Below are 18,739 nucleotides of genomic sequence, written 5' to 3'. Positions count from 1 at the left end.
TAATTAATTAACGTTCAGCGCGTCATTAACCAGGTCTTGCTGCTGTTGTTGGTGTACGGACATGTAACCCACGGCCGGTGAGGCGGATGCCGGGCGGCCTGCATAACGTAAGGTGGCACCAAACGGCACAACTTCACGGAAATGATGCTGACTGCAATACCAGGCGCCCTGATTCAGTGGCTCTTCCTGACACCAGACAAAATCCTGCACGTGAGCATACGCTTTTAATGCTTCCTGTACTGCGTGATGCGGGAACGGATAGAGCTGCTCGATGCGCACGATAGCCACATCGGTCTGCTCATTTTTACGACGCTGCTCCAGCAGGTCGTAATAGACTTTACCGGAGCACAGCACGACGCGTTTCACGCCCTGCGGATCCAGATCATCGACTTCGCCAATCGCAGGCTGGAAGCTGCCGTTAGCCAGTTCATCCAGCGTGGAGATCGCCAGCGGATGACGCAGCAGTGATTTCGGCGACATCACAATCAGCGGACGGCGCATACCGCGCAGCGCCTGACGACGCAGCATATGGTAAACCTGCGCAGGGGTAGACGGCACGCAGACCTGCATGTTCTGCTCAGCGCAGAGTTGCAGATAACGCTCCAGGCGCGCAGAGGAGTGCTCTGGCCCCTGACCTTCATAACCGTGCGGCAGCAGCATCACCAGGCCACACATCCGGCCCCATTTCTGCTCACCGGAGCTGATGAACTGGTCGATAACAACCTGTGCGCCGTTGGCGAAGTCACCAAACTGCGCTTCCCAGATGGTCAGGATGCGCGGCTCTGCGGTGGCATAACCATATTCAAAGGCCAGCACCGCCTCTTCTGACAGCACGGAGTCCCACACTTTGAACTGACCCTGACCGCTGTGCACGTGGTGCAGAGGGGTATAGGTTGAGCCGTTCGCCTGGTTATGGACTACCGCGTGACGATGGAAGAAGGTACCGCGACCGGTATCTTCACCCGACAGACGTACCGGAATGCCTTCATCAACCAGCGTGGCGTATGCCAGGTTTTCCGCGCCGCCCCAGTCAAAGGCTTTCTCGCCTTCAGCCATCAGACGACGGTCGTTGTAAATCTTGGCAACACGTGACTGCACTTCCACCTCTTCAGGCACCTGGCTGATACGCAGCGCCAGCTCCTTCAGACGTTTCATGTCGACCTGAGCCGGGTAAGGTTCATCCCACTCATGATTCAGGTAAGGTGACCAGGTAAAGGAGTGCAGGCTCATTGGACGCCATTCCGGCACCACACACTCACCCGCATCCAGCGCGTCACGGTAGAGATTGACCATTTCGGTCGCATCTTCCTGCGTGGCAATGGCTTCACCTTCCAGACGGTCGGCATAGATTTTACGCGGCGTCGGGTGTTTTTTGATTTTCTGGTACATCAGCGGCTGGGTCGCACTTGGCTCATCCGCCTCGTTGTGACCATGACGGCGATAGCAGACCAGATCGATAAACACATCACGCTTAAAGGTGTTGCGATAGTCGAGCGCCAGGCGGGTCACAAACGCGACCGCTTCCGGATCGTCAGCATTAACGTGGAAAATCGGTGCCAGCACCATTTTGCCGATATCGGTGCAGTAAGGGGTCGAACGCGCATCTTTCGGGTTGGAGGTGGTGAAGCCAACCTGGTTGTTGATGACGATGCGAACGGTACCGCCCACTTCATAACCGCGCGCCTGTGACATGTTCAGAGTTTCCTGAACCACGCCCTGGCCAATCACGGCCGCATCACCATGAATGGTGATCGGTAAGACTTTATTGCTGGCTGGCTCATCCAGACGATCCAGACGGGCACGCACTGAACCCATGACCACCGGGCTGACGATCTCCAGGTGCGACGGGTTAAACGCCAGCGCCAGGTGAACCAGGCCGCCTTCGGTTTCCACGTCAGACGAGAAGCCCATGTGGTACTTCACGTCACCGGTGCCCAGATGCTCTTTGTGCTTACCGGCGAACTCGTCGAACAGATCCTGTGGCTTTTTACCCAGCACGTTGATCAGCACGTTGAGACGGCCACGGTGCGCCATACCCAGTACGACTTCACGGGTTCCGCTCTTACCGGCATGACGGATCATTTCGCGCAGCATCGGAACCAGAGCATCGCCGCCTTCCAGCGAGAAGCGTTTGGCACCCGGGAATTTCGCTCCGAGATATTTTTCCAGCCCTTCGGCCGCGGTCAGCTCTTTCAGGAAACCTTTTTTCTCTTCATTGCTGAAGGCTGCACGGCCCGCGACTGACTCAAGACGCTGCTGAATCCAGCGTTTCTCATCAGTGTTGTTGATGTGCATATATTCTGCACCGATCGAGCCGCAGTAAGTCTGAGTCAGCGCCTCGAACAGTTCGGCCAGCTTCATGGTCTCTTTGCCAATGGCAAAAGAGCCGACGTTAAAGCTTTCCTGAAAATCGGCCTCGGTCAGATCGTGAAAAGCGGGATCGAGATCGGCTACCCGGTCCTGTTTCCACAGACCAAGCGGGTCAAGATTGGCGTGCTGATGACCGCGGAAACGAAACGCGTTAATCAGCTGCAGCACTTTTACTTGCTTGGAGTTGGTTTCAGGATCGGAGACAGATGAGGTGTAACGAGATGCGTCTTTCGCCAGGCGACGGAAGTACTCACGTGTGGTGGAGTGAAACTGCTCAGGTTTCATTCCGGTGCCCGGTAACTGCTGGAACATCGAGCGCCACACTGCATCGACAGAGTCAGGATCGGTCAGGAAATCCTCATAGAGCTGCTCTATGTAAGACTGATTCGCGCCGGCCAGCCAGGAAGAGTCCAGCCAGGGCTTCATCGCGCTGTTCTGCATTGTGATCCCTTAAGCATTGCTATGCTTTTTTGAGGTTTCATTTGTTGCCGCTTTCGCGGTTTGCCGTAGTGAGTTCAGCGATACGAGCACTTTGCGCAGCGCGCGTGGCCCGTAAGGGAACCTTTGTAAACGTGGTAATCACCGCGCTTACAGAGGCTTCCGTAAAACACCGGGAACCTGAGGTTCCCGGCAGAAACTGCTTATGCGCCGCGCTGCAGCAGCATCGACTTGATATGGCCGATGGCGCGCGTCGGGTTCAGCCCTTTCGGACATACGCTCACACAGTTCATGATGCTATGGCAGCGGAATACGCTGAAAGCATCATTCAGATTGTCGAGACGCGCCTCGGTTTCGGTGTCGCGGCTGTCAATCAGGAAGCGGTAAGCGGCCAGCAGGCCAGCAGGACCGATGAACTTCTCAGGATTCCACCAGAATGATGGGCATGAGGTTGAGCAGCAGGCACAGAGTATACATTCGTACAGGCCATCCAGGTGTTCACGCTCATCCGGCGACTGCAGATGTTCACGAGCTGGCGGATTTTCCCCATTATTCAACAGGAAAGGCTTAATTTTCTCATACTGTGCATAAAACTGGCTCATGTCTACAACCAGGTCACGCACCACCGGTAAACCTGGCAGCGGACGGATAACAATTTTCTGTTTGCCGTTGCCCAGCGCCGAGACGGGCGTAATGCAGGCCAGTCCGTTTTTACCGTTCATGTTCAGGCCATCGGAACCGCAGACGCCTTCACGACAGGAGCGACGAAACGCCAGGGTCGGATCTTTCTCTTTCAGGCGAATCAGCGCGTCCAGCAGCATCATGTCGCGACCATCTTCCGCTTCCAGGGTGTAATCCTGCATGCGCGGTTTGTCATCGACATCCGGATTGTAGCGATAAATTGAAAACTCGAGTCTCATGATCGTCTCCGAAATTAGTAGGTACGCACTTTCGGCGGGAAGGCCGCGCGCAGTTTCGGCTGCATGTTCACCTCACGGCGCGTCATGCTTTCGGTTTCCGGGACATAAAGACTGTGGCACAGCCAGTTTTCATCATCACGATCCGGGAAGTCGAAGCGACTGTGCGCACCGCGGCTTTCGGTGCGATAGTTAGCCGCTACCGCCGTGGCAAAGGCCGTCTCCATCAGGTTATCCAGCTCCAGGCACTCAATACGCTGGGTGTTGAAATCCGGTGAGCGGTCATCCAGACGCGCTGACTTCAGGCGCTGGCGAATCTCTTTCAGCTCTTCCAGACCCTGTGCCATCGCTTCGCCTTCACGGAATACCGAGAAGTTATTCTGCATGCAGCGTTGCAGCGCTTTACGAATCTCAACCGGATCTTCACCCGTGGTGTTATTTTCCCAGCGGTTGAAACGCGCCATCGCCCCGGCGATCTCATCTTCTGTGGCATCACGCAGGTCGCCCTGCTCCTGAATACTTGCCAGCAGATGCAGACCCGCTGCACGGCCAAAGACCACCAGGTCGAGCAGTGAGTTACCGCCCAGACGGTTGGCACCATGTACCGATACGCAGGCGATTTCACCGACGGCGAACAGGCCTGGAATCACTACATCTTCGCCCTGCTCATTGACGCGCAGTGCCTGGCCGGTCACTTTGGTCGGAATACCGCCCATCATGTAGTGGCAGGTTGGAATGACCGGAATCGGCTCTTTAATCGGATCGGCGTGCGCAAAGGTGCGTGACAGCTCAAGGATGCCAGGCAGACGTGACTCAAGCACCTCTTTACCCAGATGATCCAGTTTCAGTTTGAGATGTGGACCCCACGGGCCATCACAGCCGCGACCTTCACGGATTTCAATCATCATTGAGCGCGCAACCACGTCGCGGCCCGCCAGATCTTTGGCGTTCGGCGCATAACGCTCCATGAAGCGTTCGCCATGTTTGTTCAGCAGATAGCCGCCTTCACCACGGCAGCCCTCGGTGACCAGCACGCCCGCACCGGCGATACCGGTTGGGTGGAACTGCCACATCTCCATATCCTGTACCGGTACGCCCGCACGCAGTGCCATACCTACGCCGTCACCGGTGTTGATATGCGCATTGGTGGTGGACTGGTAGATACGGCCCGCGCCGCCAGTAGCCAGAATGGTCGCTTTCGCTTTGAAATAAACGGTTTCGCCGGTTTCGATGCAGATAGCGGTACAACCCACGACTGCGCCATCGGCGTTTTTCACCAGATCCAGTGCATACCACTCAGAGAAGATAGTGGTTTTGTTTTTCAGGTTCTGCTGATAAAGAGTGTGCAGCAATGCGTGACCGGTACGGTCAGCCGCAGCCGCCGTACGTGCCGCCTGCTCGCCACCGAAATTCTTTGACTGGCCACCAAACGGACGCTGATAGACACGACCATCTTCCAGACGCGAGAAAGGCAGACCCATGTGTTCCAGTTCCAGAATCGCTTCCGGGCCGGTTTTACACATATATTCAATCGCGTCCTGGTCACCGATATAGTCGGAACCTTTGACGGTGTCGTACATGTGCCATTCCCAGTTATCTTCATGGGTATTACCCAGCGCAACGGTAATACCACCCTGCGCAGATACGGTGTGGGAACGGGTCGGGAAAACTTTAGATAACAGGGCACAGCTCTGGCCGCCCTGGGAGATTTGCAGTGCGGCTCGCATTCCTGCGCCACCTGCGCCGATTACCACGGCATCGAACTCTCTGATTGGCAAACTCATTTACACACCCCACACCACAACAAATCCATAAATCGCATACCACAACAGCGCCACGACAATCACAAACTGCAACAACAAGCGGGTTGGCAGTGATTTAACGTAGTCTGTTAACACCTGCCACATGCCAATCCAGCCGTGGATCAGAATGGAGAACAGCGTCAGCAGCGTGAACACTTTGGTGAATGCGGAAGCGAAGAAGCCACGCCACAGGTCATAAGTCAGCGTGTCTGTCATCACCACGAAACCGAGGATGTAGACGATGTAGAGCGTAATGAGAATTGCAGTTGCCCGCAGCAGCAGCCAGTCCTGAATGCCGTTGCGACCCAATGCGGATGCATTGCTTACCATACGAGGACTCCCGCCAGAATTGCCAGCACGACAGTGATCACAAAAGTCATATGAGCGGAACGCTTACCAACCTGCAGCGTTTCGGCCAGATAACCAAAATCCATCAACATATGACGAATCCCGCTCACCGCGTGATAGGCCAGCGCCGTTAAAATGCCCCACATAATGAACTTCGCGAAGAAGCCATCCATGATGGACGCAGCGTGCTGGAAACCTTCAGGAGAGGAGAGAGAGAGACCGAGCAGCCACAGCAGGATGCCAATGGCAACCAATGTGATTACGCCGGAGACGCGGTGAAGAATGGACGATATTGCAGTAACGGGAAACCGGATCGTCGAGAGATCCAAGTTGACAGGTCTTTGTTTTTTCACGGTTTTGCCCACACAGCTCTTTTTTATTTTGCTTCCTCCGGACCTGAGGCGGAGTCTAATCACAACGCGTGGCAGACTTTAACCGTCACCAAAAAAGCAACATCCAGTGTTAATTGACGCGGTAGTAAACGCTGGGTGGCTCCTGGTGTCAGGGTGTTCCGGAGACCTGCCTGGAGTATAGGAGGATCACATTCTGATTACAATTCCCCTACAAACTCTTTGGTATATTTTAGGTGGAACAGTGATCCTACTCACGATTTTCACAATTGATACAATTTTAATTATCTGATTTGACAATAGTTCAACAATTCAGTTACAAACTAAGCCTGTAAATTCCTATGATGCGCAAAAGTTATGGGGATACACTTTCCCCTAAGCGCAAGTTATGTAACATTGCGATAATGAGCATTAAAAAGCATCAGGTTATTGGTTACCAAGAAGTTATGTCCTGACCGGATCTTTAACAACCGCGATATGCAGCATGTCCATGGCTCACCGGTTCCCGCTGGGAACGCGCCGCTCACTCTGTACCCTGCACCCGTTTTACCCCCGCAGAGTGATACTGTGTAGTTTTGCCAACCGCAACATGAACGCGTTTCAGGTGTCTAAAGATCCTTACCCACATAAGGCGCTATGGAGACGAAAATGACAGATAAAAAAGTAACGCTAACCCTGCAAGATGGAACATCTATTGAACTGGACGTGCTGAAAGGTACGCTGGGCCAGGATGTCGTTGATGTCCGCACTCTGGGTTCAAGTGGCCTGTTCACCTTCGATCCCGGTTTTACGTCTACCGCGTCCTGCGAATCTGCAATCACCTTTATCGATGGGGATGAAGGTATCCTGCTGCACCGTGGTTTCCCTATTTCTGAGCTGGCGACCCACTCTAACTATCTGGAAGTCTGCTACATCCTGCTGAACGGCGAAGCACCAAACCAGAAACAGTTTGATGAGTTCCGTACCACGGTTACCCGCCACACCATGATTCATGAGCAGATTACCCGCCTGTTCCACGGCTTCCGTCGCGACTCTCATCCGATGGCGGTAATGTGCGGTGTCACTGGCGCACTGGCTGCGTTTTACCACGATTCGCTGGATGTAAACATTGAGCGCCACCGCGAAATCGCAGCATTCCGTCTGCTTTCTAAAATGCCGACCATGGCAGCGATGTGTTACAAATATTCTATCGGCCAGCCGTTTGTCTATCCGCGCAACGATCTCTCCTATGCGGGTAACTTCCTGCACATGATGTTTGCCACGCCGTGCGAAGAGTACAAAGTGAATCCGGTGCTGGAACGCGCCATGGACCGCATCCTGATCCTGCATGCTGACCATGAGCAGAACGCCTCAACCTCTACCGTTCGTACCGCCGGTTCAAGCGGCGCGAATCCGTTTGCCTGTATCGCCGCCGGGATCGCCTCCCTGTGGGGACCGGCGCACGGTGGTGCCAACGAAGCGACCCTGCGTATGCTGGAAGAGATCAGCACCGTTGAGCATATTCCGGAATTTGTTAAACGCGCTAAAGACAAAAATGACTCCTTCCGTCTGATGGGCTTTGGTCACCGCGTTTACAAAAACTACGATCCACGCGCGACCGTGATGCGCGATACCTGCCATGAAGTCCTGAATGAGCTGGGTATGAAGGATGACCTGCTGGAAGTGGCGATGGAGCTGGAACACATTGCGCTGAACGACCCGTACTTCATCGAGCGTAAACTCTATCCAAACGTGGACTTCTACTCCGGTATTATCCTGAAAGCGATGGGTATTCCATCCTCCATGTTTACGGTGATCTTCGCGATGGCCCGTACTGTTGGCTGGATTGCACACTGGAAAGAGATGCACGACGAAGGCATGAAGATTGCCCGTCCACGTCAGCTCTACACCGGTTATACCGAGCGCGAATTCAGCTCACAGCTGAAAAAGTAAGGCTCAGTGGATAGCGGAGAGGGATCTCCGCCTGATGTTGCTTTAAAGCCGGGGGCGGTTGGCTGTGATACCGCGCCTGCGCAGAGAACATGGTCAGATCGGAAAGTCGCTTAAACCATCCATGGCCGCTCGGCCCGCGCCGTCCCTGGCGCGGGACGCTTTCCTCCTCTGACCGTATTCCCTGCGCGTCAGACTTCTTCGTAGCGGCTGGACTCACCCGGATTCGAGTTTGTCAGCTGTTTGCAGTAAGAACCTTTTCCTGTTTTGTTCGCCAATGCGGTCGCCCCTATCTCTGACAACCCGGACACCAGTAAAAAGGCCGTGATGAGAGCGTGCCCTTCTCAATCACCGTGCCGCAGCGTCGGCATTTTTTGCCCTGCCGATGAAAAACCTCAAACTGAAACGCCGCTTCCTCATGATATTTCTTCATGGTTCCACGCATCCGATAGGCATGGCGCGGCACTGAAAGCAGCGCTTCGCTGAAAGCAGTCAGCTGATCGTTACTGAGATCCTGCGCCCGATGATTTGGCAGCAGCTGTGCCAGCCAGAGAATTTCGGCACGCAGGTAGTTTCCCAGCCCGGCCAGAAAAGCCTGATCCAGCAGCAGACCACTGAACTGCCGCCGCCGGAAACGGGGTGACAGCAGCCGCTCTTTCACCTCTTCCACTGTCAGCGCACTGTTCAGCACATCCGGCCCGATACGATTAAGAAACGGATGCGCCGCCAGCGTATCTGCGTTGAGCAGCTCAATATCTGAGGCGCTGTAGAGCAGAATCGCTTTGCCCGCCGTCGCCAGTCGCACCCGCAACTGACGGGTGGAATTGAGTTCGGTATCAGGTTTTACAATGCGCCAGACACCATAAAGCTGGTTATGGCTGTAGAGCGTCAGGCCATTGCTGAAATGAGTCAGCAGCGCTTTACCCCGCGTCTCAATCGCATTAACCTGCTCACCAATCAATGCCGGTTCATAGGTCTTGAGCTGAGGAAACGCGAACCACGCTTCCGTTAAGGGCTGACCCACAATGGCGTCTTCAAGTTTATCCGCCACGCGACGAATTTCCGGTCCTTCAGGCATCGTTCATCCTCTTAATGGGTGGCGCCGCCAGCCTGTCTGATATCCTCGCCGGTCTCCAGCGTGACCTTTACCGCAATTTCCAGCGCCTGAATAATGGACGCCAGCGCCATGCTCGGTGCGCCCGGATGCTGCGCTGCCTGTTCTGGCAGATAAGGAATATGGATAAAACCTCCCCGCATCGGACTGTCATGCTGCTCAAGCCAGTGCAGCAGGCCGTACATTACGCGGTTGCAGGTAAAGGTGCCCGCCGTTTGCGACACTGAAGCGGGGATCCCCGCTTCCCGCACCGCCGCCACAATCGCTTTGATGGGCAGACGGGAAAAATAGGCTGCCGGGCCACCTGCTACAACGGGCTCATCTACCGGCTGATGACCAGCGTTGTCCGGGATACGGGCGTCATCGACATTAATACCAATACGTTCAACGGTAATGTCGCTTCGCCCGCCCGCCTGCCCCACCGACAGAATCGCATCCGGTTTCACCTCTTCCAGCGCCTGATTCAGCACCCTGAGTACGTCGCTGAATACCACCGGCAACTGGCGGATCACTATCGTCGCCCCGCTAATCTGTTTGCCTTCCAGCGCGCGCACCGCTTCCCATGAAGGGTTAATCGTTTCACCGCCAAAAGGTTCAAAGGCGGTCATCAGGACAGTTTTCATGCAACCTCACAGGAACATCAGGAAATAGAGCAGGAAAATATTAACGATTAACAGTAGCACACCGGTCGGAATCTGAGCCTTGATCACCGCGTTACGATCGGGCAGTTCCAGCAGCGCTGCCGGGACGATATTGAAGTTGGCCGCCATCGGCGTCATCAGCGTACCGCAGTAGCCGGAGAACATACCAATTGCCGCCATCACTGCCGGGTTTCCGCCGTGCTGCAACACCAGAATCGGGATGCCGACGCCTGCGGTGATTATCGGAAACGCCGCAAAAGCATTACCCATGATCATGGTTAACAGCGCCATCCCGACGGCATAGACGGTGACCGCGACAAAGCGATTATCTACCGCCAGCCAGGTTTCTGTCAGATGCGAAATGGCGCTGCCCACGCCTGCGCTGGTAAACAGCAGCCCCAGGGTGGCGAGGATCTGCGGCAGGATAAAGGCCCAGCCAATCGAATCCAGCAGGCGACGGGTCTCCTGCATCGACTGCACCGGTTTCTCGTGGGTCAGTTTTAACGCCACCAGCCAGCCAATCACACAGCCGACCATCATTGAAAACAGCGTCACCAGCGTAGCGTGGTTACCGGGGCCGAACACCGCATCCTGCAAACCGTGAATATGGTTAAACGCCAGCACACCGACCACGGTCACGACCGGAATCGACAGTGCAGGCAGAAACAGTTTATTGCGCAGACGCAGCGCACTGGCCTGTTTCTCTTCATCGCTGCGCTGATGATAGCGACCCAGCCTGACACCGCCAAATCCGGCAATCAGCGCCATCACCACCACAATGACACCGATGCCGATGTGCAGCATACGGGTGCCCGCCGCATCTGAACCCATCCAGGCGCTCATCAGTTGTGTCGTCCAGTCACCGACCAGAAAAACCAGGCCATACAAGGCCCAGAACAGTCCGGTGGTAAAGCGACGTGGATTCGCGCTGTCACGCCAGGAAAGCACCGCCACCACCAGCAGGATAATGCCCGCCAGCCACATCAGATATTGTTGCTGGAACATTACTCACCTCCTTTGGCTTTCAGCGCCTGACGGTTCAGCTGCTGCAGCTCTCGCGCCAGTTGCCGATCCAGCCGCACCAGACGTGCCGAGTGGATCAGGAACGCGGCGACGGCAGTCGGAATGCCCCATAAGGCGATGTGCAGCGGTTCGGTCTGAATCCCGGCTGACTCCTGCATAAAGTTGTGCATAAAGATAATCGCGCCAAACGCCACGAAGATATCCTCACCAAAGAAGAGACCGACATTATCGGTCGCCGCTGACATCGCGCGCAGCCGATGGCGCAGCTCAGGTGAGATCTCGCCATAGCGGCTTTCAGTTGCTCCTTCCGCCATCGGTGCCAGCAACGGACGCACCATCTGCGGATGTCCGCCGAGACTGGTTAACCCCAGCGCGGCGGTGATTTCGCGCACAAACAGGTAGACGATCAGCAGCCGTCCGGCGGTTGCCGTTTTGATCTGTGCAATCCACGCCTGCGCCCGCTCTTTCAGTCCGTGACGCTCCAGCAGGCCAATGACCGCCAGCGGCAGCAGCAGGATCAGCGGCAGGTTGCGGGTGTTGAGAAAACCTGCCCCGAGCTTTTCCAGAATGTCCGCCAGCGGCATCATCGCGGCCAGACCGGTCACAAACCCGGCGACAATCACCACCAGCACCGGATTGAACCGTAACAGGAAGCCGACGACGATGGCGACGATGCCCAGTAATGGCCAGAGATTTACTGCACTATCCATGGATTTCCCTCAGAGTTGAAAAACCCGGCATACGCCGGGCTAAGTGTTGTTGTTCAGTTGCTGGTGACACGAATCTGCTGATCGGCAAACGCATCACGCAACCGCTGTGCAAATTGCAGGGCGTGCGCGCCGTCGCCATGTAAGCAGACGGTCTGTGCATTCACCGCAACCCATTCTCCGGTGATACTTTTTACTTTGCCCTGCTGCACCATCGTCAGCGTCTGACTGATAGCCTGCTGTTCATCTTCAATCAGCGCGCCCGGCTCGCTGCGCGGCACCAGCGCACCGCTACTGAGATAGCCACGGTCGGCGAACACCTCTTCCCGCGTGCGTAAGCCGTAGTGCGCCGCCGCACGAATCGATTCGCTGTTAGCCAGTCCCACCACAATCAGCTGGCTGTCGACCGCCCTGATGGCACGGGCAATGGCGTCCGCCAGCACCGGATCGGCCGCAGCCTGGTTGTAGAGCATGCCGTGCGGTTTAACATGAAGCAGCCGCGCACCTTCGCTTTCCGCCAGACTTTTCAGCGCACCAATCTGGTAGATCATCTGGGCGTAGACCGTTTCCGGCGGCAACTGCATGGCGCTGCGGCCAAAGTTCTCCCGATCGGGAAAAGCGGGATGCGCACCAATTGCGACGCCGGATGCCTGTGCCCAGCGTACCGACTGCAGCATGGTCTGCGCATCACCTGCGTGAAAGCCACAGGCGATGTTGGCGGAACTCACCAGTTGCAGCAGCGCCTGATCGCTGGCGCAGCCCTCGCCCAGGTCGGCGTTTAAATCAATTTTCATGGAGTCCCCACTTCATCTGGTCCAGGGCGCGTTGCTGATGCTGACGTGCCAGCATCGCTTCCGGCAGGGTGCAGTGAATAAAGTGAATCGGCTCACCCAGCCGGATTTGTGCCAGGTGATAGAGATCGGCTTCGATAACCGAGGCGATGCGCGGATAGCCGCCGGTGGTCTGGGCATCCGCCATCAGCACGATAGGCTGTCCGTTCGGCGGCACCTGAATCACACCCGGCATCACGCCGTGTGACAGCAGCTCGCGCGGGCTCTCGCGCTCAAGCTTGCGTCCCTCAAGCCGGTATCCCATCCGGTTACTTTGCGGGCTGAGTTTCCATGCGGTACGCCAGAACGCCTGCTGCGCTTCGCGGCTGAACTCGTGATACTCCGGGCCAGGTAGTGCGCGGATGCGGTTGCCCCATAGCAGTTGCCGCACCCCGACTTTACGGTCAAACGTGCGGGTCGGTTTACCCAGCGGGAGCTGATCGCCATCCTGCAAGGCTCGCCCCTGAAAGCCGCCAAATTTTGCTTTTAGATCGGTGCTGGCAGAGCCGAGCATCGCAGGAATATCAAAACCGCCCTGCACTGCCAGATAGCTGCGCATGCCGCGCTGCGGCATCGCCAGTGACAGGAGCTGCCCCCGTTTCACCGGCGTGCGCCAGCCCGTCCAGACCGGCTGGCCGTCAAGCTCCGCATGGCAGCCTGCGCCGGTCAGCGCAAACCAGCCATCGCGGGTAAACTCCGCTTTGAACTGGCCGAGCACCATCTCCAGCACCGCGCTGTCGGGATCATTGCCCACCAGCACATTGGCGGTGAACATCGCGGGATGATCCAGCACACCGCCAGGGCTGATGCCATACTGACGCCAGCCGTAACGGCCCGCATCCTGAATAGTGGCGGCCAGGCCGGCTCGCAGAATGTTTAACATACGCCCTCCTGTTGCGGCACAAAGCGAACCCTGTCACCGGGACGGAGCAGCGTGGGCGGTTGCTGCAGGGGATCAAACAGCGCGGTGCGCGTCTGGCCAATCAACTGCCAGCCGCCGGGCGAAGCCAGCGGATAGACGCCGGTCTGGCTGCCGCCGATGCCCACCGAGCCGGCGGGCACTGCAACCCTGGGCTCAGCACGCCGCGGGATGTGCAGGCGCTGATCCAGTCCGCCCAGATAGGGAAAACCGGGCTGAAAGCCGATAAAAAAGACCACATAGTCGCTGCTGCTGTGCAGCTCAACCACCTGACGGGGCGTCAGCGCGGCGTGTTCCGCCACCACCGTCAGATCGGGGCCAGACTCGCCGCCATAGATCACCGGGATCTCCACCTGACGCGACTCCGGCAACTGCGCTTCACTCTCTTCCCACCAGCGCTGAAGCCGCTCTATTGCGTCCAGCGCGCTCTGCTGGGGATCACGCAGGATCAGGGTGATGTTGTTCATGCCGGGGATCACCTCCAGCACGCTGGCATAGTCGTGCAGTCGCTGATTCAGTCCCCAGATTCGTTGCTGGCTCTCCAGTGAGACCGGCGGTTCCAGCTCCAGCACGACAGCGCGTTCACCCAATAAATAACACCGTGCTCGTTGCAACAGCTACCTCCCGCTCAGTTGAGATCGCGCCTGGCCGACCTGACCGGATGCCCGGTACAGCCCATTGCTTATCTACGTAAAGCAAACAGTTATGCGAAAGTGACAGGGATGTGTCAACAGATTTAGGTCCTGCGCAGGCGCGCAGGACAAGGGAGAGTGTCAGGCAGGATTAGGGATATCGATGAAGGTCACATCAAGATCGTGGTGTTGCGCCAGCCAGTCGCCCAGCGCTTTTACGCCGCCGCGCTCGGTGGCGTGATGGCCTGCGGCAAAGAAATGCAGCCCCTGCTCACGCGCGCTGTGAATAGTCTGTTCAGAGACTTCACCGGTGATAAAGGCATCGACGCCCGCCGCCGCGGCCTGGTCGATAAAGCCCTGCCCGCCCCCGCTGCACCAGGCAATACGACGGATCAGCGCTGGCGCGTTGTCACCACAATGCAGGGGTTCACGTCCCAGCCGCTCACCGATTCGGCGGGCCAGCTGTTCGCCTGACAGGGGCTCAGCCAGCTCACCCCAGAACACCAGCGGCATCACTTCGCCGCGCACTTCGATATCCAGCAGTTTCGCCAGCTGGGCGTTGTTGCCTAATTCAGGATGCGCGTCGAGCGGCAGATGCCAGCCATAGAGATTGATATCGTTGGCCAGCAGGGTCCGCAGACGACGGCGCTTCATACCTTTAATCGCGGCCGGTTCACTTTTCCAGAAATAGCCATGATGGACAATAATCGCATCGGCCTGACGCGCCACCGCCTCATCCAGCAGCGCCTGACAGGCAGTGACGCCGGTGATAATCGTTTTGATCTCGCTGCGTCCCTCAACCTGCAAACCGTTGGGGGCGTAATCGCTGAAGCTGTGGCTGTCGAGTTGCTGATTGATCAGCGTCTCTAATTCGTAATGGTTCATTCAGGCTCCTTCGAGGCCTCAGGCTGCGCTCTTGGCGCGCTCAAAGGCGTCTAATGTCTTTTTGCGTGCCACCTTATGATCCACGATTGGTGCCGGATAATCGAGTTTCTTATGATGCTTCTCCGCCCAGACATGGGGCTGGTGAATATCGCTGTCAGGGACCCCGGCCAGTTCTGGCAGATAGTGACGGATAAAATCCCCCTTCTCATCGAAGCGCTCACCCTGCGTGGTCGGGTTAAAGATGCGGAAATAGGGCGCCGCGTCCGTGCCTGTCGATGCCGCCCACTGCCAGCCGCCGTTGTTCGCGGCCAGGTCACCATCAATCAGCTGCTGCATGAAATAGCGTTCACCTTCACGCCAGTCGATCAGCAGATCTTTGACCAGGAAACTGGCGGTTATCATCCGTAAGCGGTTGTGCATCCAGCCCAGCGCCTTCATCTGACGCATTGCGGCATCGACAATCGGATAGCCGGTTTTACCCGCTTTCCACGCGTCGAAATGTGCGTCGTTACGCTGCCATTCAACATTACGCGTCCAGTCGATAAACGGCTTGTGTCGGCACAGCGCCGGCCAGGCAACCAGCAGATGACGGTAGAATTCACGCCAGATCAGCTCGTTCAGCCAGGTGAACGCGCGGCTGTTGTCCAGCGCATCGGGATGCTCATGCAGCACGCGATGCAGGCACTGACGTGGCGACAGTACGCCGGTCGCCAGATAAACCGACAGACGGCTGGTGGCGTCCAGCGCCGGAAGGTCGCGCTTAGCGGGATAGTCGATAACCGGTTGCGTGGCGAAATGGCGCAACCGCTTCAATGCCGCCGCTTCGCCTGGCGGAAACAGATCCTGATCAAAGGCTTCGGTTGGATAGTCAAAGGCGGGAATCGGGGTGGCTTTCAGCGGTGCGCCTTCGCGCGCTTTCGGCGCAGGCACGCATTCAGGCAGCCCCTGCTGCAAGCGGCGGACAAAGGCTTTGCTGAACGGGGTAAACACCTTATACATCGAGCGATCGCCACTCTGCACACTACCGGGCGGCAGCAACAGGCTGTCATCGAAGCCCTGGCAAATCACGCCCGCCTGGTCGAGACGCTTTTCAGCCTCCGCATCGCGCTGGCGTTCATTAACTTCATACTGGTAATTGTAGAAGAGCTGATCGACCTGCTGCTTAGCGCAGAACTGCACCAGCGCATCAACACTGTCGCTGAAAGCGTGGCACGCCTGGTAGTGCAGTTCAATGCCCCGCTCCGCCAGCGCACGCTGCACCTGCAACAGACTGGCGTGGATAAATGCTGCCTGCTTCGGTGACATCTCATGCTGCTGCCACTGTGCTGGCGTGGCAAGGTAGAGCGCAATCACTTTTGCACCGCTGTCGCGGCAGGCGGCGTGCAGCGCCAGATTGTCGTTGACGCGTAAATCGTTACGCAGCCAGACCAGATGGGTGGTCATACTCCTCCTGTATTACTGTCCGTAGCGTAAGCACAAGGCTTCGGGATAGGGATCGAAATAGCGTTGCTGGGCCAGCCACGGGTGCGGGTACTCCGCCATGTAGTGTTTGAGAATGGTAATCGGCACCAGCAGCGGTTGTGTGCCCTGACGATAGCGGTCAATCAGCGTTGCCAGCTCCTGGCGCTGCGGTGAACTCAGATGCGTGCGGAAATAGCCCTGCACATGCATCAGCACATTGGTGTGATTGCGACGTGAGGCGGGACGTGACATCAGTTCCATCATGCGATTGCGGTACTCAAAGGCAAAGGCGTCCAGCGACTCCCACTGGCTCATGGAGGCGACAAAGGGTCCCAGCTCGCGGTATTTCTCCTGCGAATGCGCCAGCATCATCAGCTTGTAACGGCTGTGGAAGGCGATCAGTCCCTGCCGGGTCAGACCGCTTTCCCACATCTGATTAAATTCATGCAGCGCGCAGACACGACCGATAAAGTTCTCACGCAGGGCGGGATCGTGCAGACGACCATCTTCTTCCAGCGGCAGCCAGGGCATCTCGCGCTGCAGGAATTCAGTAAAAATACCGGTGCCTGCTTTGCGGTTATTGTTGTTATCGGGCTCATAGACCCGCACCCGCTCCATGCCACAACTGGGTGATTTGGCGCAGAGGATATAGCCACAGAGGTGATGCAGCGATTTTACCCGCTCAGCAGACCAGTCACGCATCTGCGTCGTAACCTCTTCTCCGCCATCTTTGCTGAAGCAGAGATGCAGCTCATCATCGCCCTGCTTCACCAGACGCAATGCCGGGCGCGGCGTTGGCAGACCAATCGCCATCTCAGGGCAGATGGGCTCAAAACGGACAAATGGGGTGAGATCGTCGGTCGCAAAAGTAAGACGCTTATGCCCACCATCAAATCTGACGCGGTCGCCGAGCAGGCATGCACTGATTCCAACGGGGATTTTTTTGCTCATACTTGTACAACCTCCGAAATCTTGTAGAGGTTTAAGTGTAGCGTAAAATGGTCAGGAATAAAGGGTTAAAACGGGATTCCGGATCGCTTATTCTCAGAAAAAACGCAAAAAAAAGCCCGGTCAGTTGACCAGGCCTGTTTTGCGGCAGGGGAAATCACCAGAACGCGCCACCGCCCGCTTCCGCCTGCGCCAGCCAGACCGGCTTGGCGCTGGTCTTACACCAGACGCGGTGCAGATAGCTGTAGAAACGTGCCCGATCCTGTCGAAACAGCATAACAGGAAACGCCAGTACGCCGAGAAGAACCACCAGCGTACGTCGCGCAATAATTTTATAACGTGGATAAGCCCGATACATGGTTTCTCCTCCCGGTAAGTGAAATAGTGTGAATGTGATCTGTGTTCAACTTTACGCCAGGTTGTGTAATTTTACTACTCATCTGACCACTTATTTGCCGCTATTTTTGCTGTTTAAGAATTAACCTGTAATTAAGTTACAAAAAGGTTACCGCCTGGTTGCGTTAGCGTTGAAAGGGCCGGCAGATTATGGTCGCGGACGCCAGCATAAAATGTTGATAAAGTAGCGCTTCGGTCCCCACTCAAGGCAGGTATTGCGTGACCACGGTTTTGATCGTTGAAGATGAAAAAGAGATCCGGCGCTTTGTCCGGCTGGCGCTGGAAAATGAAGCCCTTAAGGTGTTTGATGCCGATACGCTGCAACGCGGACTGATTGAAGCGGCGACCCGCAAGCCGGACTTAGTGATCCTGGATCTGGGTCTGCCGGATGGAGATGGCACCGATTTCATTCGTGACCTGCGCCAGTGGAGCGCCATACCGGTGATTGTGCTGTCAGCGCGCAGCGATGAGCAGGATAAGATCGCCGCACTGGATGCGGGAGCAGATGACTATCTGACCAAACCCTTTGGCATTGGCGAACTGCTGGCGCGCGTCCGGGTTGCGCTGCGTCGTCATAGTGGCCAGCAGCCGGATGCCAGGGTGACGTTCGCCGACGTCAGCGTCGATTTCGCCGCACGACGGGTACAGCGCGGCAGCAGCGAGATTCACCTTACCCCGATTGAATTTCGTCTGTTGAGTATTCTGCTGAACAATGCCGGTAAGGTGCTGACACAGCGGCAGTTGCTGAGCCAGGTCTGGGGACCCAATGCGGTGGAGCACAGCCATTACTTGCGCATCTATATGGGACATCTGCGCCAGAAACTGGAAGCCAATCCGACACAACCGGCTCATCTGCTGACGGAAACCGGGATCGGCTATCGCTTTATGCCATAAAAAAAGGCGCCAGAGGCGCCTGAGACTGTCAACAAATTCTGGCCCGGTTCGCTGTGAGACCGAGCTTGCTCAGGAAACAGGGTCAGATCGGAAAGACGCAAAAGCCGTCATCCATTGTATCTTGTTTTCTGTAGT

18 protein-coding genes are annotated in these 18,739 nt (G+C 56.6%); 2 read left to right on the top strand and 16 right to left on the bottom strand.

All coding sequences use genetic code 11. The annotated features are described in order from the left end of the window. Positions 1–3 precede the first annotated feature (3 nt). The 5 genes from sucA to sdhC all read right to left on the bottom strand — a co-directional run bounded on the left by sucA (position 4) and on the right by sdhC (position 6,240). Entirely contained in the window at positions 4–2,811 is a 2,808-nt protein-coding gene (sucA, locus tag AFL22_RS03510) for a 2-oxoglutarate dehydrogenase E1 component (protein ID WP_010260738.1), read from the bottom strand. A gap of 200 nt (positions 2,812–3,011) precedes the next feature. Further along, the gene (locus AFL22_RS03505) at positions 3,012–3,728 is read right to left on the bottom strand and encodes a succinate dehydrogenase iron-sulfur subunit (RefSeq protein WP_010260736.1); all 717 of its coding nucleotides are present in this window, start codon (positions 3,726–3,728) and stop codon (positions 3,012–3,014) included. A gap of 14 nt (positions 3,729–3,742) precedes the next feature. Beyond that, positions 3,743–5,509 carry a succinate dehydrogenase flavoprotein subunit gene (gene sdhA / locus AFL22_RS03500; protein ID WP_022626042.1) on the bottom strand — a complete coding sequence of 589 codons (1,767 nt, stop codon included), beginning with the start codon at positions 5,507–5,509 and terminating at the stop codon, positions 3,743–3,745. Then, the gene (sdhD, locus tag AFL22_RS03495) at positions 5,510–5,857 is read right to left on the bottom strand and encodes a succinate dehydrogenase membrane anchor subunit (RefSeq protein WP_009091417.1); all 348 of its coding nucleotides are present in this window, start codon (positions 5,855–5,857) and stop codon (positions 5,510–5,512) included. After that, positions 5,851–6,240: a succinate dehydrogenase cytochrome b556 subunit gene (gene sdhC / locus AFL22_RS03490; protein ID WP_029519433.1), complete on the bottom strand. Its 390-nt coding sequence runs from the start codon at positions 6,238–6,240 to the stop codon at positions 5,851–5,853. Before sdhC ends, sdhD begins: the two co-directional genes overlap by 7 nt. Before the next feature lie 633 nt (positions 6,241–6,873). Here sdhC and AFL22_RS03485 point away from each other — a divergent pair. Further along, positions 6,874–8,157: a citrate synthase gene (locus AFL22_RS03485; RefSeq protein ID WP_010260725.1), complete on the top strand. Its 1,284-nt coding sequence runs from the start codon at positions 6,874–6,876 to the stop codon at positions 8,155–8,157. A 286-nt stretch (positions 8,158–8,443) separates the two neighbouring features. On the opposite strand, the gene nei is transcribed toward AFL22_RS03485, so the two are convergent. The 11 genes from nei to AFL22_RS03430 form a co-directional block, all read right to left on the bottom strand. Continuing rightward, the gene (gene nei / locus AFL22_RS03480; RefSeq protein ID WP_010671297.1) at positions 8,444–9,232 is read right to left on the bottom strand and encodes an endonuclease VIII; all 789 of its coding nucleotides are present in this window, start codon (positions 9,230–9,232) and stop codon (positions 8,444–8,446) included. Positions 9,233–9,243: 11 nt separating this feature from the next. Beyond that, complete coding sequence (gene pcp / locus AFL22_RS03475; RefSeq protein WP_052270807.1) at positions 9,244–9,891, bottom strand: pyroglutamyl-peptidase I; 648 nt, start codon at positions 9,889–9,891, stop codon at positions 9,244–9,246. Positions 9,892–9,897: 6 nt separating this feature from the next. Continuing rightward, positions 9,898–10,914: a DUF979 domain-containing protein gene (locus AFL22_RS03470; protein WP_052270806.1), complete on the bottom strand. Its 1,017-nt coding sequence runs from the start codon at positions 10,912–10,914 to the stop codon at positions 9,898–9,900. Then, positions 10,914–11,642 carry a DUF969 domain-containing protein gene (locus tag AFL22_RS03465; protein WP_052270805.1) on the bottom strand — a complete coding sequence of 243 codons (729 nt, stop codon included), beginning with the start codon at positions 11,640–11,642 and terminating at the stop codon, positions 10,914–10,916. Before AFL22_RS03465 ends, AFL22_RS03470 begins: the two co-directional genes overlap by 1 nt. Positions 11,643–11,695: 53 nt before the next feature. Continuing rightward, positions 11,696–12,433 (bottom strand): 5-oxoprolinase subunit PxpA, encoded by a 738-nt coding sequence (gene pxpA, locus AFL22_RS03460; RefSeq protein ID WP_010260713.1) that lies wholly within the window; start codon positions 12,431–12,433, stop codon positions 11,696–11,698. Then, positions 12,423–13,352 (bottom strand): 5-oxoprolinase subunit PxpC, encoded by a 930-nt coding sequence (pxpC, locus tag AFL22_RS03455; protein ID WP_052270804.1) that lies wholly within the window; start codon positions 13,350–13,352, stop codon positions 12,423–12,425. Before pxpC ends, pxpA begins: the two co-directional genes overlap by 11 nt. After that, positions 13,346–14,002, bottom strand: a complete 657-nt coding sequence (gene pxpB, locus AFL22_RS03450) for a 5-oxoprolinase subunit PxpB (protein WP_052270803.1) — start codon at positions 14,000–14,002, stop codon at positions 13,346–13,348. The genes pxpC and pxpB overlap by 7 nt, the downstream gene beginning before the upstream one ends. A 159-nt stretch (positions 14,003–14,161) precedes the next feature. Further along, complete coding sequence (locus tag AFL22_RS03445; RefSeq protein WP_010260703.1) at positions 14,162–14,905, bottom strand: type 2 GTP cyclohydrolase I; 744 nt, start codon at positions 14,903–14,905, stop codon at positions 14,162–14,164. Between the two features lie 18 nt (positions 14,906–14,923). Next, the gene (phrB, locus tag AFL22_RS03440; RefSeq protein ID WP_052270802.1) at positions 14,924–16,348 is read right to left on the bottom strand and encodes a deoxyribodipyrimidine photo-lyase; all 1,425 of its coding nucleotides are present in this window, start codon (positions 16,346–16,348) and stop codon (positions 14,924–14,926) included. 12 nt (positions 16,349–16,360) lie between these two features. Beyond that, positions 16,361–17,317 (bottom strand): 2-thiouracil desulfurase family protein, encoded by a 957-nt coding sequence (locus AFL22_RS03435; RefSeq protein WP_010260698.1) that lies wholly within the window; start codon positions 17,315–17,317, stop codon positions 16,361–16,363. A gap of 154 nt (positions 17,318–17,471) precedes the next feature. Continuing rightward, the gene (locus AFL22_RS03430) at positions 17,472–17,672 is read right to left on the bottom strand and encodes a YbfA family protein (RefSeq protein ID WP_010260696.1); all 201 of its coding nucleotides are present in this window, start codon (positions 17,670–17,672) and stop codon (positions 17,472–17,474) included. 257 nt (positions 17,673–17,929) lie between these two features. Here AFL22_RS03430 and kdpE point away from each other — a divergent pair, with 257 nt between their 5' ends. Then, the gene (gene kdpE, locus AFL22_RS03425; RefSeq protein WP_010260694.1) at positions 17,930–18,604 is read left to right on the top strand and encodes a two-component system response regulator KdpE; all 675 of its coding nucleotides are present in this window, start codon (positions 17,930–17,932) and stop codon (positions 18,602–18,604) included. Positions 18,605–18,739: the final 135 nt, after the last annotated feature.

The sequence above is a fragment of the Pantoea sp. CFSAN033090 genome, from assembly GCF_001264395.1.
Classification (GTDB): domain Bacteria; phylum Pseudomonadota; class Gammaproteobacteria; order Enterobacterales; family Enterobacteriaceae; genus Pantoea; species Pantoea agglomerans.
Note: the sequence above shows the minus strand (reverse complement) of the source record. Positions and strands in the feature narration are given on the sequence as shown.

What these genes read in the sequence shown, in the direction of transcription:
- sucA (WP_010260738.1), bottom strand. Translation starts at nt 2,811, where the DNA reads ATGCAGAACAGCGCGATGAAGCCCTGGCTGGACTCTTCCTGGCTGGCC.
- AFL22_RS03505 (WP_010260736.1), bottom strand. Translation starts at nt 3,728, where the DNA reads ATGAGACTCGAGTTTTCAATTTATCGCTACAATCCGGATGTCGATGAC.
- sdhA (WP_022626042.1), bottom strand. Translation starts at nt 5,509, where the DNA reads ATGAGTTTGCCAATCAGAGAGTTCGATGCCGTGGTAATCGGCGCAGGT.
- sdhD (WP_009091417.1), bottom strand. Translation starts at nt 5,857, where the DNA reads ATGGTAAGCAATGCATCCGCATTGGGTCGCAACGGCATTCAGGACTGG.
- AFL22_RS03485 (WP_010260725.1), top strand. Translation starts at nt 6,874, where the DNA reads ATGACAGATAAAAAAGTAACGCTAACCCTGCAAGATGGAACATCTATT.
- nei (WP_010671297.1), bottom strand. Translation starts at nt 9,232, where the DNA reads ATGCCTGAAGGACCGGAAATTCGTCGCGTGGCGGATAAACTTGAAGAC.
- pcp (WP_052270807.1), bottom strand. Translation starts at nt 9,891, where the DNA reads ATGAAAACTGTCCTGATGACCGCCTTTGAACCTTTTGGCGGTGAAACG.
- AFL22_RS03470 (WP_052270806.1), bottom strand. Translation starts at nt 10,914, where the DNA reads ATGTTCCAGCAACAATATCTGATGTGGCTGGCGGGCATTATCCTGCTG.
- AFL22_RS03465 (WP_052270805.1), bottom strand. Translation starts at nt 11,642, where the DNA reads ATGGATAGTGCAGTAAATCTCTGGCCATTACTGGGCATCGTCGCCATC.
- pxpA (WP_010260713.1), bottom strand. Translation starts at nt 12,433, where the DNA reads ATGAAAATTGATTTAAACGCCGACCTGGGCGAGGGCTGCGCCAGCGAT.
- pxpC (WP_052270804.1), bottom strand. Translation starts at nt 13,352, where the DNA reads ATGTTAAACATTCTGCGAGCCGGCCTGGCCGCCACTATTCAGGATGCG.
- AFL22_RS03445 (WP_010260703.1), bottom strand. Translation starts at nt 14,905, where the DNA reads ATGAACCATTACGAATTAGAGACGCTGATCAATCAGCAACTCGACAGC.
- phrB (WP_052270802.1), bottom strand. Translation starts at nt 16,348, where the DNA reads ATGACCACCCATCTGGTCTGGCTGCGTAACGATTTACGCGTCAACGAC.
- AFL22_RS03435 (WP_010260698.1), bottom strand. Translation starts at nt 17,317, where the DNA reads ATGAGCAAAAAAATCCCCGTTGGAATCAGTGCATGCCTGCTCGGCGAC.
- AFL22_RS03430 (WP_010260696.1), bottom strand. Translation starts at nt 17,672, where the DNA reads ATGTATCGGGCTTATCCACGTTATAAAATTATTGCGCGACGTACGCTG.